This window comes from Streptomyces sp. NPDC025806 (genome assembly GCF_055558275.1).
The window spans coordinates 535,394-550,131 of record NZ_JBVHMU010000005.1 but is presented as its reverse complement, the minus strand read 5'-3'; the positions used below and the strand labels follow the sequence as shown (position 1 = coordinate 550,131).

Annotated in this window: 12 protein-coding genes and 1 pseudogene; 5 read left to right on the top strand and 8 right to left on the bottom strand. The window is 68.0% G+C overall.

What is annotated here, in order from left to right:
• Window positions 1–139: 139 nt before the first annotated feature.
• Window positions 140–349: a hypothetical protein gene (locus tag ACZ4E1_RS15380; RefSeq protein ID WP_467539583.1), complete on the top strand. Its 210-nt coding sequence runs from the start codon at window positions 140–142 to the stop codon at window positions 347–349.
• 270 nt (window positions 350–619) lie between these two features.
• Here ACZ4E1_RS15380 and ACZ4E1_RS15375 read toward each other — a convergent pair whose 3' ends face one another.
• Both ACZ4E1_RS15375 and ACZ4E1_RS15370 read right to left on the bottom strand, forming a co-directional pair.
• Window positions 620–751, bottom strand: a complete 132-nt coding sequence (locus ACZ4E1_RS15375) for a hypothetical protein (protein WP_467539582.1) — start codon at window positions 749–751, stop codon at window positions 620–622.
• A gap of 105 nt (window positions 752–856) precedes the next feature.
• Entirely contained in the window at window positions 857–1,561 is a 705-nt protein-coding gene (locus ACZ4E1_RS15370; protein ID WP_467539581.1) for a LysR family transcriptional regulator, read from the bottom strand.
• 587 nt (window positions 1,562–2,148) lie between these two features.
• On the opposite strand from ACZ4E1_RS15370, the gene ACZ4E1_RS15365 reads away from it, so the two are divergent.
• Complete coding sequence (locus ACZ4E1_RS15365; protein WP_467539580.1) at window positions 2,149–2,325, top strand: hypothetical protein; 177 nt, start codon at window positions 2,149–2,151, stop codon at window positions 2,323–2,325.
• A gap of 262 nt (window positions 2,326–2,587) precedes the next feature.
• Here ACZ4E1_RS15365 and ACZ4E1_RS15360 read toward each other — a convergent pair whose 3' ends face one another.
• The 3 genes from ACZ4E1_RS15360 to ACZ4E1_RS15350 all read right to left on the bottom strand — a co-directional run bounded on the left by ACZ4E1_RS15360 (window position 2,588) and on the right by ACZ4E1_RS15350 (window position 6,234).
• Window positions 2,588–3,172: a chaplin gene (locus ACZ4E1_RS15360; protein ID WP_467539579.1), complete on the bottom strand. Its 585-nt coding sequence runs from the start codon at window positions 3,170–3,172 to the stop codon at window positions 2,588–2,590.
• 998 nt (window positions 3,173–4,170) lie between these two features.
• Window positions 4,171–4,542: a hypothetical protein gene (locus tag ACZ4E1_RS15355; protein ID WP_467539578.1), complete on the bottom strand. Its 372-nt coding sequence runs from the start codon at window positions 4,540–4,542 to the stop codon at window positions 4,171–4,173.
• Window positions 4,543–5,937: 1,395 nt separating this feature from the next.
• A complete protein-coding gene (locus ACZ4E1_RS15350; RefSeq protein ID WP_467539577.1) occupies window positions 5,938–6,234 on the bottom strand; it encodes a hypothetical protein in 297 nt (98 codons plus the stop codon).
• Window positions 6,235–6,282: 48 nt separating this feature from the next.
• Between ACZ4E1_RS15350 and ACZ4E1_RS15345 the strand changes: the two genes are divergently transcribed.
• The 3 genes from ACZ4E1_RS15345 to ACZ4E1_RS15335 all read left to right on the top strand — a co-directional run bounded on the left by ACZ4E1_RS15345 (window position 6,283) and on the right by ACZ4E1_RS15335 (window position 9,352).
• A complete protein-coding gene (locus ACZ4E1_RS15345; protein WP_467539576.1) occupies window positions 6,283–7,812 on the top strand; it encodes a tetratricopeptide repeat protein in 1,530 nt (509 codons plus the stop codon).
• 121 nt (window positions 7,813–7,933) lie between these two features.
• The gene (locus tag ACZ4E1_RS15340) at window positions 7,934–8,314 is read left to right on the top strand and encodes a hypothetical protein (RefSeq protein WP_467539575.1); all 381 of its coding nucleotides are present in this window, start codon (window positions 7,934–7,936) and stop codon (window positions 8,312–8,314) included.
• A 198-nt stretch (window positions 8,315–8,512) separates the two neighbouring features.
• The gene (locus ACZ4E1_RS15335) at window positions 8,513–9,352 is read left to right on the top strand and encodes a L,D-transpeptidase (protein ID WP_467539574.1); all 840 of its coding nucleotides are present in this window, start codon (window positions 8,513–8,515) and stop codon (window positions 9,350–9,352) included.
• A gap of 86 nt (window positions 9,353–9,438) precedes the next feature.
• On the opposite strand, the gene ACZ4E1_RS15330 is transcribed toward ACZ4E1_RS15335, so the two are convergent.
• The 3 genes and pseudogenes from ACZ4E1_RS15330 to ACZ4E1_RS15320 form a co-directional block, all read right to left on the bottom strand.
• Window positions 9,439–10,692: a choice-of-anchor P family protein gene (locus ACZ4E1_RS15330; RefSeq protein WP_467539573.1), complete on the bottom strand. Its 1,254-nt coding sequence runs from the start codon at window positions 10,690–10,692 to the stop codon at window positions 9,439–9,441.
• A gap of 1,327 nt (window positions 10,693–12,019) precedes the next feature.
• Window positions 12,020–12,310, bottom strand: a pseudogene (locus ACZ4E1_RS15325) (transposase); the annotation flags it as partial.
• Window positions 12,311–12,886: 576 nt separating this feature from the next.
• Window positions 12,887–13,831: an IS701 family transposase gene (locus tag ACZ4E1_RS15320; RefSeq protein WP_467539572.1), complete on the bottom strand. Its 945-nt coding sequence runs from the start codon at window positions 13,829–13,831 to the stop codon at window positions 12,887–12,889.
• Window positions 13,832–14,738 lie beyond the last annotated feature (907 nt).

The window sequence follows — 14,738 nt, the reverse complement described above, 5'->3', positions numbered from 1 at the left end:
CCGCCCTCGCCGATCAGCTCTTCGAGTACGTACCGGCCACGGCCCACCGACCGACCCGGCCTGATGCCTGCAGACATGCTCCTCAGCCCTCCCCCCACGACCAGGGAAGGATAGCGGTGCCGCCGGACACGCTCCGTGGGTGCAGCTCCTCCTGCACAGCTGGTTGCGCCTCCGGCAGATCGTGCCACGAATCGTCCGCCGGGATATCGGAGCCAGTGACCGTCTTGGACGGCACCGCTGGGCGGTGGAGCGCACGATGTCGTGGCTGAGCCGATGTCGCCGCCTGCACCGGCGCTACGAGCGCAAGGCCGAGAGCTTCCCTGCCTCGCAGGGCTCGCCGCCTTCCTGATCTGCTATCACCGCCTACCAACGGCAAGATGACAGATCAACAAGGTCAGCGCCAGCCCTGCTGATTAGTGCGCAGTTGTTCCTGCGGTTCCCGAGCAGCCAGTCGGTCCTTGAGGTCCCACACGGATCCGGAATCGAGTCAACGGCGACGAACATGGCAGGCCTCGCCGTGCAGTCATCGCCCACATGCACAACCTCGCGCTCACATCGTGACCAGAAGACCGCCTTCACAAGCCCTGACCTGCCCAAACACAGCCTTGTGCAACACGCTTTAGCAGGCTGTTCCGTTCCGGAGTGTCTCGCGCAGCAGCGCCGCCTCGGCGTCCAGGTGCTCCAGGAGCGCCAGGAGTGCGGGCATGCGTGTGCGACGGGCCGCCTCGGTCGTACCCACTGTGCGGTCCACCGACGGAGGTTCCACCGGCAGCGGCGGCCAAGCGCTCGTCGTCGCGCAGGACGAGTTCCGACAACAGCGCCACCATGTCCGTCTGCAGAAGCAGGGCCCGCATCGTCAGGATCGACGTGCACTCCACCCGCTCCGCCGGCAGCGCCAGACCGCGCTCGACGAACAGGGCGCCCAGTTCCTGGCGCAGCGCTGTCTGTTCGACCGGCAGGATCCACGGGTGGGGCCAGCGCGTCCGTCAGGGTGAGTGTCGTCGCGTCGAGCAGGGGGGTGGCCGGCACGGATCGCCAGCGTGATCCGCTCCCGGCACAGCAGACGCTGGTGCAGCCACTCTCCGTCCCTCGGCGGCGGCGCCACGCGGCCCACGATCACGTCCAGTTCCCCGCTGAGCAGAGCGGGGTGAAGGACATCGAGGGTTCCTTCCCGTACGACCACGGTCAGGCGCGGGTGCTGCTGTTTCGGTCGGGCGACCGCACGCGGGAGCAGCACGTTGGCGCCCGCGAGGCGTGTGCCCACCGTGCCTTCGTGGCCCTGGCGCAGGCCCTCCAGGTGTTCCACGGCCCTGCGCATCCCCGTGAGGACCGCGCGTGCGTGCGCGGCCAGTGCTTCGCCGTACGTCGTCGAGCGCATGCCGCGCGGTTCGCGCACGAACAGCGGCAGGTCCGCGATGGTCTCCAGTTCGCGCAGGGTCCGGGTCGCCGCCGGCTGTGTGAGGTGCAGGGACTCGGCGGCCCTGGCCACTGCGCCGTGCTGCGCGATGGTGACGAGAAGCGTCAGGTGCCGGAACTTCAGGCGGCCGTTCAGCAGGTCCACGGGCCTGCCTTCTTCAGGGCGTTCGTCGCGCGCACGGGGGCGCCTTCGCTGAGGTGTCGGGCCACGCCACGGCCCTGCCATACCGATTTCGGTAGGGGAACAGTGCCGATTGGCATTGGCATACCGGAGTCGGCGCATGATGCCTGCACGCTCCGGGGGTGCGGAACCGATGTCCCCAGTCTGGTCAGGGAGGTCTGCAAGGTGAGTTCACCTGTGCGGCATTACGAGGAAGGCGCCTTCGACGCATCCGGTGATCCGTTTCCGCTCTTCGACCCGGTCACGGGGCGCATCGTCGGGGACGTACCGTCGGCGTCCGCGGAGTTGGTCGACCGCGCGGTGGGTGCCGCCCGGGATGCGTTGCGCGGGCCACCCACCGACACATCCCACGCCTTTGGACCTCTAAATGGCCGCCCATGGCGAGATTGGCATGACCGCCGTCACTCTGAGTCCGGCGACAACTGAGGCACGGCAAGTGCGTCTCAGCATCAGCGGGGCGGGCCCACCACCCGGTCGCGTCACCCAGCGTGCGCTCCGAGGGCTTCTCGTGAAGAGTCCCGGTGAGTTTCCCTACTTCGAAGGAGAACAACATGCTTCGGCGCTTGTCGATCGTTCTGGCAGGCCTGTTCGCTGTCGGCTTCCTCACAGCGTCCCCCGCCTCAGCCCGGGCCGGCGACGTGCACGGATGCTGGTTCGATGGCGTCCGCGCCACAGCGGGCAGCGTCCACGTGGCCACCTTCGACGCCACCTGCTGGCACCTGGGCTGACGCGTAGGCGCGGCGGGGTTCCAGACGTCCCCCGTGCGAGCCCCGCCCCAGTCGTGCGTCGCACTGCGGTGACACGGCACAGCGCCCGCCGACTCGGGGAGGCCGGAAGGGCGCTGCAGCAACCCATCACGGCAGGTTGGGCACAATCCCAGACCAGGCCGTCGAATACACATCCCGCCGACCCACGGCGCCGCGCGGCCCCACGATGGGCTGTTGGTGGTCAGTCCATCGCAGGACCGCCGGAGTCGGCCGGAAGCGAAGGTCAGTCTCCGTAGCCGCTCACGAGGTCACCCGCGCCGTAACCGTCCATGGCGTCACCGAGACCCGAGCCCGTGCCACCATCACCCGAGCCCGTACCGCCATCACCCGAGCCCGTACCGCCGTCACCCGAGCCCGTGCCGCCATCGCTCGCGCCTGCGCCCGCGCCCGCATCGTTGTCGGCGTCGCCGTCATTCAGGCAGGTGTTGCCGAGGGCCGGGTTCAGCGCACCGATCACGTTCACGGAGTTGCCACACGCGTTGACCGGGACGTGGATCGGGGCCTGTGCCACGTTGCCCGAGCCGACACCGGGCGAGCCCGCCGCGACGGCGTCCGCGTGCGCGCCGGAGCCCGTGTTCACGCAGGTGTTGCCGAAGGCCGGGTTCAGGGCACCGATCACGTTCACGGTGTTGCCGCAAAAGTTCACGGGGACGTGGACCGGCGCCTGCGCGACGTTGCCGGAGGCCACGCCGGGCGAGCCGACCGCAGCGGCATCCGCCCCAGCGTCCGCCACGGCAAATCCAGCTCCGCCCAGCACGACCGCGCCCGTGCCGGCGACGACTGCCGCAGCCTTCGAGATGCGAGACATCAACTACTCCTCGTTCAGGTCGGCCGCTGAGAGCGCGGCCGGTTTGCCCGCCTCAACGTCCGGCGCCCACCCCGGTCACGGCGATTGGGCCAAACGAGATCCTCCAGTGCTACAGCATGGAGAAACGTCCCGTCACCGCGGCTGGACGAACCCACCGACGGACAGTGCTCGGTTCGTTGCGCACCAGGCACGGGGAAGGGCTCGCGTTGGCGTGCCAGGCCAGCCCTGTCGCGCCAGCATGTCGTGCGGGGGGACGCCCCTCACACACCGAGCAATGGTATGCACGATCCTCGTGAGCGAACTGGCGGACCAAAAGCAGGACCGAGAGTTCGAGCCGACCGTGTTAAGTCCAGGGACCGCCCGACATACGAGCCGTCGAGACACAGCCGATGCGTCACAGCACTGGTCACATCCCATGCACCGCACCCAGCATCCACGCACGGCGTTGGCCAGGCCGACGCCCGCTCAGTGAGGCCCGGGACCGCACGGATCCCTCGAACCGATCGTACGAACCACGGAACACCAGGTACGGCCGACCACGGATCCCAACTCAGCCTCAGGCACCACTTCCTGAACCACTCCTCGACGCGGTCCCGTTGTCGGCGGGGCCTTACGACAGCGGTCGACCAGAAGTGGACGGGCAACGCGTAGTGGCGGCCCCTCCCTTCGAGGCCGTTTCATCGTGAAGGTGCAGGCCATGGCGCTGGTGTGCGCGCCGGCGATCGTGTTCTCGTCCAGGTTGGTGGCGTGATCGGAGAGTGGTCACGTGCCGGGCGTTCAAGCGGACCTTGGTCAGAGAACGCCTGATCTTGGCTTTGGTGAATCCGTGCCGGCTGTGGGGCGTTCGCGGTTGAACAGGCAGTTCGCTTCCTCGGCTGCGATAAGCCGATGGTTACGGGTGGCCTTGCGGCGGGTGATGACCACGGACTGTTCGTCGACAGCGTCATCGAGGCCTGTCGTCGAGGATGCGGGCGACAACGCGCCGGGCGCCGTCCACGTCAAAGGCCACGAACCCATTCTCCGAGCTGGGTGAGCATGGCCTTCGTCAGGGGGTACGGCTCAGTGCGGAGATCGGGCCGGGACAGTGCGGACCGCTCCAGCGTCTCCGGGTCGATCGCGACGAGGAACACGGCCGCCGCCGGCCCGGGTTCAGAGAGGTCGGCCACCAAGACCCGGGCTGTCCCGGACCACTGCGTGTCGTTGCGGTCCGCGACTAGCAAAAGGACCTCCGGCTGTTCGCCCGCGAGGTAGGTAATCGAGTGCGCCCTGGCCGTACTTGGATCCACCCACTTGCCGTCGATCGCGACGTCGACCCCACCTCCGTGAGCGGCTATCTGCACATGGTGCTGGGAGTTGTCGTCGTGTTCCATTCAGCCGACGCTATGGCCGATGTAGGCCAGGCCGACGGCCATCACCAGTGCGCGGTGAGCTGCTGAGCTACGTGGCGCTCAGTCACGTTGGCGCTGGCCGTGGCCGCGTCCAGGAGGTGCCTCTCCAGGGTGCAGGGATGCGCCCCTGGCCGAGGCCGACCGAGGCGACGGCGGCCGACAAGAACTGGTGCTTGTCGTGGCTCATCTCCTGACCGCATACAGGGATGAGCAAGGAGATCGCGCGCGACATATCCGCCCCCGGGCGATATTCCCCCTCGTGGATGAGGCGGAGCAACGCTTCAGCCTGCTGCGCGTGTGGGGAGAGGTCGAGGACGGCCAGCCCGACGGGGAGCGGAAGACGACGAGCTCGAGGGCCGCGTCAAGTTCCAGGTAGTGCTTCACCATTTCCAGATGGAAAGGGGACTTTGCCCGGTCGCGTCTCGCGTCTGCTCGCGAACTTACGTCGATGTCCCACGGGATGAGGAACTACTGAGTGTTCGCCTGGCCTGCCGGAACCCACGGCCTGCTCCACTCAAGTGCGGAGATCCGCTGTCGGCCTGCACTGCGCATCGCCATGGCTCCCGCGCTTGATCCGGATCCGCCGGCGCCAAGCAGCGGAAGAGGTCACCGTGCCCCTGCAACCGGTTACTCAGGGCAGAACCGGGAGCGAAGCGCCGCCTGCCTTCCTGGCTGCCCGTCCATGGGCTGCCTGGACCTGGTGCGTGGCGGTAGCTACGATCAGCCAGCTACCGGGGGGATCGGCATGGGCGTAGGGCGGTTGGGCTGGTACGAGGTACCTCAGGAGGCCCATCAGTGCGCGCACTACGTACATCTTCTGCGGTGGGCCGCCTGCCTCCTGCCCGCCGTGGAGCGAGACGCCGCGCTGACGGAGCTTGCCGATACGGGGCTGGAGGCCGCAGGGGCGGACTGCCTTGCGCCGAAGGACGTGGCGATGGTGAGCAACCCCGCATCCGCCATGCTTGCGAAGGATCCGTCATGGGAGCTGCGTTCCTGTCCTACGTTCGAGGAAGGTGACTCCCTCCTCGCCTCCGCCGCCCCAGTGGACTGGGCTGCCGTAGCCGCCGCCCACCGTCGTAAGCCGTTTCCGCTCGTCGAGCAGGTGCAGGCGCTGCTGGGGCGGCCCGACTGCCCAGAAGACCTCACTCTCACGCTGCTCACGCCCTGGAATTCGGCGGCAGCCAACCGCCTGGTCCACCGTAAGGCCGCTCTCCCAGACTCGGTGTGCGACCTCGTTCTCGCGCACACCGCCGAGGTGTCCGCCTCTCTGCTGCGCCACCTGCTGGCCACCGGCGACGCCGGCCGGGCGCTCCGCGCCACCAACCGCATCGACGTCCTCTTGCACGCTGCCGACGACTTCGCAGACCCCGGCGCCCTCTATGCCCTGTGGGACGCGCTGGGCGTGTGGCTGCGTGCGGAGTTGGGCGAGACCAGCACACCTGGCTGCTCGCTGCCGCGCTGCTGCGCACGCACGCGGGCCCGCTCACCGGGCTGCTCTCCCGCCTGGACCCGCCGCCCCGGCACCTCGACCTTGACCTCGATCTGCGGATACTGGCCCAGGCGCCGCCCGCCGTCCTCACCGCGCTCCTCGCCGGCTTGGACGACGAGGAGCTGGAGGACGCCGCCACGTACACCCTGCGCGGCGTACGGGTGCGTGAGGAGATCCTGGTCCATTCCCTGGAACGGATACACAGGGCCGGCCTCGCGCCACGGGATCCGTACGTGCAGTGGGCGCGCCACAGTTGGGACTTCCGCTTGCGTCCGCCCGAGATGCGGGCGTGGTTGTACGGCAGGGACCCTTCTCTCGACGCGGGCATGATACGCGACGCTCTCCGCGACGCGCGCCTGCGCCGGCTGCTCGCCGCCCGCCGGCCTCACAGGCCCGCTGCCGACAATCTGATCTCCGAGCTCCGGGCGCAACCGGACGCGGTGTCAGCGCAGCAGGTACTGGACGCCACCCTCCCCGAACAAGGCACCGACTGGGAGCTGTTCATCAACGCCCACAAAAGCCACCGGCTGCCTGAGGAGGTGCTGTGTGCCCTGTCCTCGCGCCCTCATTTCCCCGATGTCCTGGCTGCGGGGATGTCCCGCCTGCTGCGGCTGGACCTGGCCGGCGACAGTGCCGTGCTGGCCCGGTCCGCCCTGGCGGTACTGCCCGATCCCACTCCCTTTCCCCCGAAGGTGACCGATGCCGACCCGCACCGTGCTCCCGCGGTGATCCGCCGCATACGCGCGAAGTTGGCGCTGGACGTCACGGATCTGGTGTCGGCGGCGCACCCCGCCGGTGCGGCGCTGGACTACGGGCGCGCAGCCGACGACGGGGAGTGGGACGGCGTGTGCGCCTCGCTACTCACGGCTGCCTACGCCCGCTCCGGTCCCGCCCTGTGGCGGCTGCTGGCGCAGCGTCTTCCCTCCCACCGCGGGACGCTGCCCGCCCTGCTCGCGCCCCGCCCGGGGGACGCGACGGCTCTGTGGCTGTACTCGGTGGACCCGCAGGACGCCCCGCTGGCGCTGCTGGACCACTACGAGACGCTGGTGCAGGGCGCTGCCATCGCGCGTGGTGGCGCCTATCACAGCGATGACGCGCCGACGCACGTATTCCCCTCCTTCACCAAGAACGGGAAATGGCTCAACGAGATATGGCTCGACGAGGAATGGCCCACGCTGCTGGCCGTCGCGCGGGCCGCGCGTGTCCACCGCCCACACCTGACTGTCGCGCTGCCCGTCCTGCTGGCCCGCCATCTCCAGGAGCGCGGGCAGGTCGGCGAGTTGGTCCCGCTGGCGGAGCTGGCCCGCGACACCGCGCGCCGGATCGGCGATCTCCACGGCGAGGCCACCGCGTGGGGGACCCTGGGAACTGCCTTGCAGCACCTGAAACGCTACGAAAAGGCCGCCCGTGCACACGAGCGGGCCCGCGAGCTGATGCGAGAGAGCGGTGATCGCGAACGCGAGGGGCGGACCGGGCGCAACCTGGGCAACACACTCGCTCTCATAGGCCGTATGACACAAGCGGCAGCGACACTGCGGGAGGCCGTGGTCTGTTTCCAGGCCGTCGGCAACCATTCCTCGACCGCGCACACCTGGCGCGACCTGGGGGACGTGCTGCGCCGGCTGCGCCGCAACAGCGAGGCGGCCGAGGCCTACCGGGCTGCCCTCACACTTTTCACCGGCTTGCAGGACGAGGTCATGCGCATGGAGGTGCAGAAGTCACTGCGGCTCCTTCCGTCAATGGCCGGGGATGAAGCACCGTGAGGGGCGCCTTCGGCAGCTGCCTGGGAGGAGCGATCGGGCCTCGAGATCGACCTGCCGCCACGCGCGAACCTCGACGCCGACCGCCGCACCCCGTATTCGACACAGGGGGCACCCAGTGCCGATGGGACTGATTCAGATCTGCATCGTGGGCCTGGTGGTACTCCTGCGGCTGACAGCTTTCGGCTGGTACGCCCTCATCGCGATCGCCGTGAGTATTCTGTCGCTCGGCACAGTCCCTGCGATCGTGTTGGGGCCGCTCATCTACGCCGGCTTCTCCGCGCCATCATCGGCGTGGCCCCTGCTCGCCACGGCCGACGTTCTGCTCCTCGTGTGTGCACTGCTTTTCGATGACGGCGGCGACAACACCTCCACCAGTCCCTGGCAGCGGATCACAGGCAGCTGCGGACCGTCCGCACGCGCCACGGACGTGGCACTCCGAACCTGCGCGATCACCTACCTGTTCACCCTGCCAACACTCACCGTCTGGACCACAACCGCGTAAGCGCTGGCCGCATACGACCAGAAGGTGCCCCCTGTCCGAGTATCGGAACGTATCCTCTGGCCGGGACGGGGCCGCACAGCGTGTCAGGTTCCGCGTTGGGCCATGCGGAGCAGTCAGTGCAGCGAGGTGGGCTGGCGGGTTGTAGCACTGTGATCGATGTCTACCCCCCGCTCGCCGGGAGAAGGATCGGTGTGTGCCGTGAAGCCGCCTATACCCTCCGCCATAGTCCTGCTGACCGGCACGGCAGTGCTGGCCGGCACTCTCGTCGCCTCGCCTGCAGCCGCACTGGCCGGTACCGCGGTGCGGGCCGAGGCCTGTACCGCGCCCTCCGGCCCCTACCAGTGGCAGTTGGAGAAAAAGCTGAATCTGCCCGAGGACGGCAGGCAGTCGGTCGAGGACTGCCAAGCCATCCGTGCGCTCCAGCAGAAGCTGGGCCTCAAGCCGGCCGACGGCCGCGCCGACCTCAGGACCTACCGCACCCTTCTGGTGCACGAGGTCAGGAACAACCCCAACGCTCGCGGTGAGTGCCCGGTGCGCACATACCGCGTGACGTGCGTCGACCTGAATCGTCAGATCCTGTGGGTGCAGAAGAGCAAGAAGGTGATCTTCACACCGGTTCCCATCCGCAGTGGGAAGGACGGCTACGAGACCCGTACCGGGTGGCACGAGATCTACCTCAAGCACGAGCGCCACTTCTCAACGCTGTACAACAACGCGCCCATGCCGTATTCGCAGTTCTTCGACGGCGGTCAGGCGTTCCACGGAACGAAAAACGACCTGTTCAAGTCGGGCTCGCACGGTTGCGTGAACATGTACGAGTCCGACGCGAAGCGGCTTTTCAACCTGCTTGAGGTAGGCGACCAAGTCTACGTATGGGGCACCAAGCCGGGTACCGGAAACCGTGTCATGCCGCGGCCGGGTGAAGTCCTGCCCGACGACGTTCTGATCGCCCAGGGCTTCGGCTCCGACGGCATCAGTGAGGATCCGACCGTTGTCTCGGACCCGCTGCCGCAGGACCTGGGCATCACCTTCGGCTAGCTTTCCGGTCTGAACGGTGACGCGGAGGTGGGCCCGTCGAGGACGGGCCCACCTCCATGCCCTGTGCTGTTCCGGACCGCTGTGGGTCAGCCCTTCTTGCCGTCTTCAGCGGGGATGGTGAACGTCACGTTCACGTTCTTGCCGGCGACCTTGACGGCCTTGCACGGCGCCTTGGGCAGGCTGTAGCCGTCCGCCACGTCGATCACGCACAGGCGGTACGTCTCGGCCTTGAGCTCCGGGAACGCACACGAGCCCTTGCTGCCGGTGGTGCAGGACGGGTCGGCCCCCACCGGCGTCTTGAGCTGGAACACGGTGCCCCCGATCCGCTTGCCGTCGCGGTCCACCGAGATTCCGGTAACGGAGCCCTTGGCCGGGGCCGGGGCCGGAGCGGGTGCGGTCTTCGGGAGGGTGAAGGCGACCTTGACGTTCTTGTCGGTGACGTCGACCGAGCCCTTGCAGGCGGCCTTGGGCATGGAGTAGCCGTCAGGGGCGCCGGTGACGCAGAGGCGGTAGGTGTTCGCCTTCAGCTCGGGGAAGGTGCACAGGCCCTTGGCGTTGGTGGTGCAGGTGGGGTCGGCGCCGGCGGGATTGGTCAAGCGGAGCGTGGCACCGGCAACGGGCTTACCGGTGGGGTCGAGGGTGCTTCCGGTGACCGAGCCGGTGACTGGGGCGTTGCCACCCTTGCCGGGACCGGTGTCGCTCGGCGGGTTGTTCCCGGTGCCCGTGCTGGGGTCAGCCTTGCCCGGAGTACCAGCCTTGCACGTTGCCGAGGCGATGACGACGGTGCCGTCCAGCGGGGCGACGTTCAGACGCAGCGCGTTCACCGTCAGCGAGCCGTCGTGGTTCTTGATCTGCTCGTTGAGCACGGCCTCGCCGATGCCCGGCAGAGTCACCTTGGTGTTCGGCGCGGGAGACGCGGGCAGGTGTACGGCCCCGGAGCCCCCCGGCACGATGCCGCCCAGGGCCTTGACGTTGGCGTCAAGGATTTCCACTGACCCCTTCGGCGCCGATCCCGGCTTCGCGGTGCATCTGCTGGTCACGGCGTCCGTGGTGAGAGAGGCGGTGAGCAGGTTGAGGCGTGCGCTCACGATCTTGGCGGCCGTCGTCCGTGTGCCCTTCGACACAGACCCGGTCGACGAACTCGATACGCCGGTGACCTTGCCGAACTCGTCGAGGGACACGTCGGCCACAGCATTCTTGGCCGGTCCCGCAGGGTAGCGGGAAAGCGCCACCTGGCCCGTGTCGACCGGGCCCAGCGATGCCGCCAGGCCGAAGGCGGAGTTCGGACCGCATGTGGCGTGCGCCGTGCCGGCCGCCGCGGCCACCACGGTTGCAGCCATGGCAACGCCCACGGCTGCACGACCCGTCCTGCCCATCTTGACTGAGACCATCGTGTTCCTTCCACATCCCAGATCACTGCGCATCGGGCACGGTGCCCGACGTCGACCAGTACTACCCGGGGGTGTTCGGTCCGTCGCGCTGAGTCAGTCATTCGGGCGCTGATTCGTTCATTTGCCGCCTTCGCCCTCCCTCCGCCGCGCACCAGATCGCGAACACATCGCCAGCTTCGCCTCCCTGAAGGGAAGTCAGCGAATGACAGCGCCCATCGCGCCCCCAGCCGCGTTTGAATCACGCTGCCGCGGACAGACCGACCGAGCCTCGCGGATAGTCACCGCGGCCACATGACAACACTGGCTGAACGACGGCAGCCGGCGAGGCCACCTCCGACCTGAGCTAGGAGGTGCCACACGTTGCTCTTTCCGGAGGATCGCCGCAGGTACGGTGTCCGCCTTCCGCCACGGTTGTTAGGCAGAGGGGCGCAGCCACTCCAGGTTCATCCTCAGCGGTCGCGCACGAGTCCGGGGGAACCGCCCCATGTCAGTGGCGTCCCCGGAGTCGCATCAGGCTCTCGCCGCGCGGTGTTCCTCACCCATCCGCCTGCCACGCTGAGCGCGCGTTCGAAGGCGTCGGAGCCACAACGGGACGTGGCGGCAACGCCCGCCGGGGCACCACGACTTGCCCGGGGCAGTGCTCCCTCGGCGGTTATCGTGATGCGCCAGCCGCTGCTCGCGGCACCGAGGACGCACCCTCACCCGATTGGGCGGTTCCATGAACCGGACGAAGTCGTTGGGTGAATATGCAGATTGATGATCAATCAAATTCCGATACCCGCGCCGTCCGCGCTTCAGGCTGCACCTGCGGAGCGGGTGCTGCGGCAGTCCGGACCGAGAACCCCTCTCTTGCGGATCTCCTCGACCAGCTGGACCGCCTACAAGGTGACTTCGACCACCGACTCAGAGGGATCGCGCCACCGAACGCCGCGGAGCCCGGCACCGCCCTGCAAGACTTCGCGGCGGACGACCTGCTGCAGCCGTTCGACGAGGCTCGGCGGCACCTGGGGCAAGCTCTGGAGAGGGAGCGGGCTGCCCAGCGCAGCCACCATGAACCAACGCACGCCCAGGTCGCCCAGAGGAAACGTTTTCTCACAATGCAACGCGAACTCGCCTTGGACTCATTCGAAGGCCCCGTCCTGCTACGCGTGCACCACCGGCCACAACGGCGGTCCAGTCAGGGCGGCGTGGCCCGCACTGAGCAGTGAGCGGGAATGCCATGCATTCGGGCCCGGGTTCTCAGCGTTCGACGGGCGGCGCCCAGCGCTCCCGTTACCTACTCAGAATGAACTCGTGATGTCGTTGGGTTCCTCAGGGGGCTGATGGCCAGGCCGGCCTCGGCGAGGCTGCCGTCTATGAGGTTGCTGCGGTACTGGATCTGCCGTAAACCGCGGAGGATCCGCTGGAAGAGGTGTTCAGGGTTACTGAAGGCGATGTTGGAGAGCCGGCCGCGTCGCAGCAGTGACCAGATCCCTTCGACGGGGTTGAGGTCGGGTGCGCACGGCGGCAGGTAGTAGATGGTGAGCCAGTCCCCGGAGGCGGCGAACTCCCGTAGGCCGGCGGCCTTTCCGGCACGGGGCCCGTGTCGGGGCGAGTGCGCAGTTGCGCTTGCCGTCAGCAGCCGTTCTCGGTGCACGGCGGACCACCAGGCTGCCACCAGGGTGGCGCTGCCGGTCGTTCAGGAGGCCGCCGGTCAGCAGCATCAAGTCCCGGATCTGTGCGTTCAGCTCGGCGGCTGACCGGCCCGGTAACGGGCGGGCGGGTTCGGACATGGCACGGAAGGTAGCGCGGGACAAGCTCTCGGGAAAGCTTGCCGAGTCCACAGACGGGGTCTGCGGCCACGCCCTGGCTAGAATCCTCTGCCTTCGAAGCCTGACGACCTGCCGTCGGCGTCGGCGTCGGCGTCGGCGCGTTGGTAGCGTCCGGGCAGGGCAACCAGATGTCGATGACCCTGTAACCGGTGACGCCGTGGTCAAGGGCAGGCTGGCACCCTAGTACTGCAACGGTGTCTGATGTGACTGATGGCCAGGTCAGGGACTGTGTCTGCGGCGTTTGTAGTGACTGGTGCGGGCTTGGTGTTGGCGCTGACGACGCCAAGTCGACCAATGCAGGATGTGTTCGACGGGCGGTTGCCTGTGGTCGGTCAGACATGTGATGAGGCGTCTGATTTCTGCAAGACTGAGGTGGATGAGCCGGGAGGATCCGTTTCTGCTTTGTCGGTGTCCAGCTCGCGGGCCCGCAGGATCGTGAGGCAGGCGTGGGCGGCCATGGCCAGGGTCATGTGGCGGTGCCAGCCGGGATAGCGGCGGACCTGGTAGTCGTCCAGGCCGCACTCCTGCTTCGCCGTCTGGAAGCATTCCTCGATGGCCCACCGGCTGCCGGCGATACGGATCAGCTCATCAAGCGTGGTCTCGGCGGGGCAGTAGGCGATGTAGTAGGAGATCTCCCCGGGCCGGCTGATTCTGCGGCGGGCGATCACCCAATGGCGGCGGTCAGGTCGGTGCCAGGGCCGGACTTCAACGCGGGCCCAGTCATAGATTCGCTGGCCGTGAGCCCCGCTGCCGCAGGACCGGCGCTTCCATTCTGCCGGGCAAGACCGTTGAACAGGTCGTGGACGGGGTGGTCGATCGCCCAGCGGGTGACGGACGGTGTCGTGCCGGGTGGTGGCCGTGACGTGGAAGACGTCCGCCGCCTCCAGCTCTGATCGCCAGCCCTTGGACAAGCCGTAGGCGGCATCCGCTGTGACCCACCGGAACGGGGTCTCGTCCGCGTTCGCGCGGCGGACCATCGCCTTGGCCATGGCCACTTTGGTCTCAACTGCAGCCTCGTCACCGATGCCGGCCCGGCGGCACCTTTCGCGATCATCGGTCCAGGAGGTCCGCCCGCGGTCGGTTGCACAGGCGAGGAAGACCCCGATCTGGCAGTTCTCCGTCCGCCCGGCCGTGCCGAAGTACTGCCGCTGGACCCCGGCCGAACGGACCCCCTTCTTCAGGAAGCCGGTGTCGTCCACGATCAGCACCGCATCCGGGCCACCGAGGTGCTCGACGATATATTCACGCACGTCGTCCAGGACCTCCGCCGCAGTCACAGTTCCCGACCGACAAGGTGTACGGCAAAACAAGCAAGGCAGAACTACGACTCATCACCTGCGGCGGCGAACTCACCACCCAACGCCACTGGGACTCCAACATCATCGTGTTCGCCTACCTGACCGGAACCCCCCGAACCCGGTAACCCCACCACTCCTCGTCGTCCAGGACGGCCACGACGCCCCCGGCGACAACGACTACCCCGCCACCAACTTCAAGTTCGTGGAGCTCGGCAAGGTCACCGACACCATCGACGGCTGACGCCGACCGCCGGCTGCTCCGTGCCGCACGGAGCCGTCGGCGCAGCCCATTCGCACGGGCGTGCAGGCTTCACGCACCCGATGAAGAATCGTTCCTTCACTCCCCGAAATCAGGGCTGGCCGCGTTAGATTCTTGAGCATCCGACCGCCGCCCCCGACGGATCGGTGCTCACGGGGCACCTCCAGCCGTCCGGTGCCGCGTGGCCAGCCGCCGCCTGCCACGGGGAGCATGCGGCGGCGCCTGCCCCCGGGCATGAGTGGACCGTTCGTCCTTCATGCCCGGGGCTCAACCGTGTGGCAGGGCAAGCGACCTCGATCTTGGTCACCGGGTTGGCGTAGTCACAGTGGCAGGGCGCGGCGACGCAGCGAATGCTGGCTGGGAACTGCAAGGCGCGCAAGAGTGCACGTATGCCGAGGCCCGACATCCCTGTTCGCATGCATGAGGATCGGCCGTTCAGGACCAAGCGGACGGGGACTGGCCGCAAAATAGGGGGCGAGACTCCGTGACGACGGAGAGATTCGTGATGACCGCGGTGTGCGGGACCACAGGATTCGTCGGTCTGGGAGTGGCCGTGCTGGCGTTGGCTGTCGGAGCCGTTCGCGACAGCGAGAGAGCCTCACACATTTCGCTGATGTCCGCGCTGAT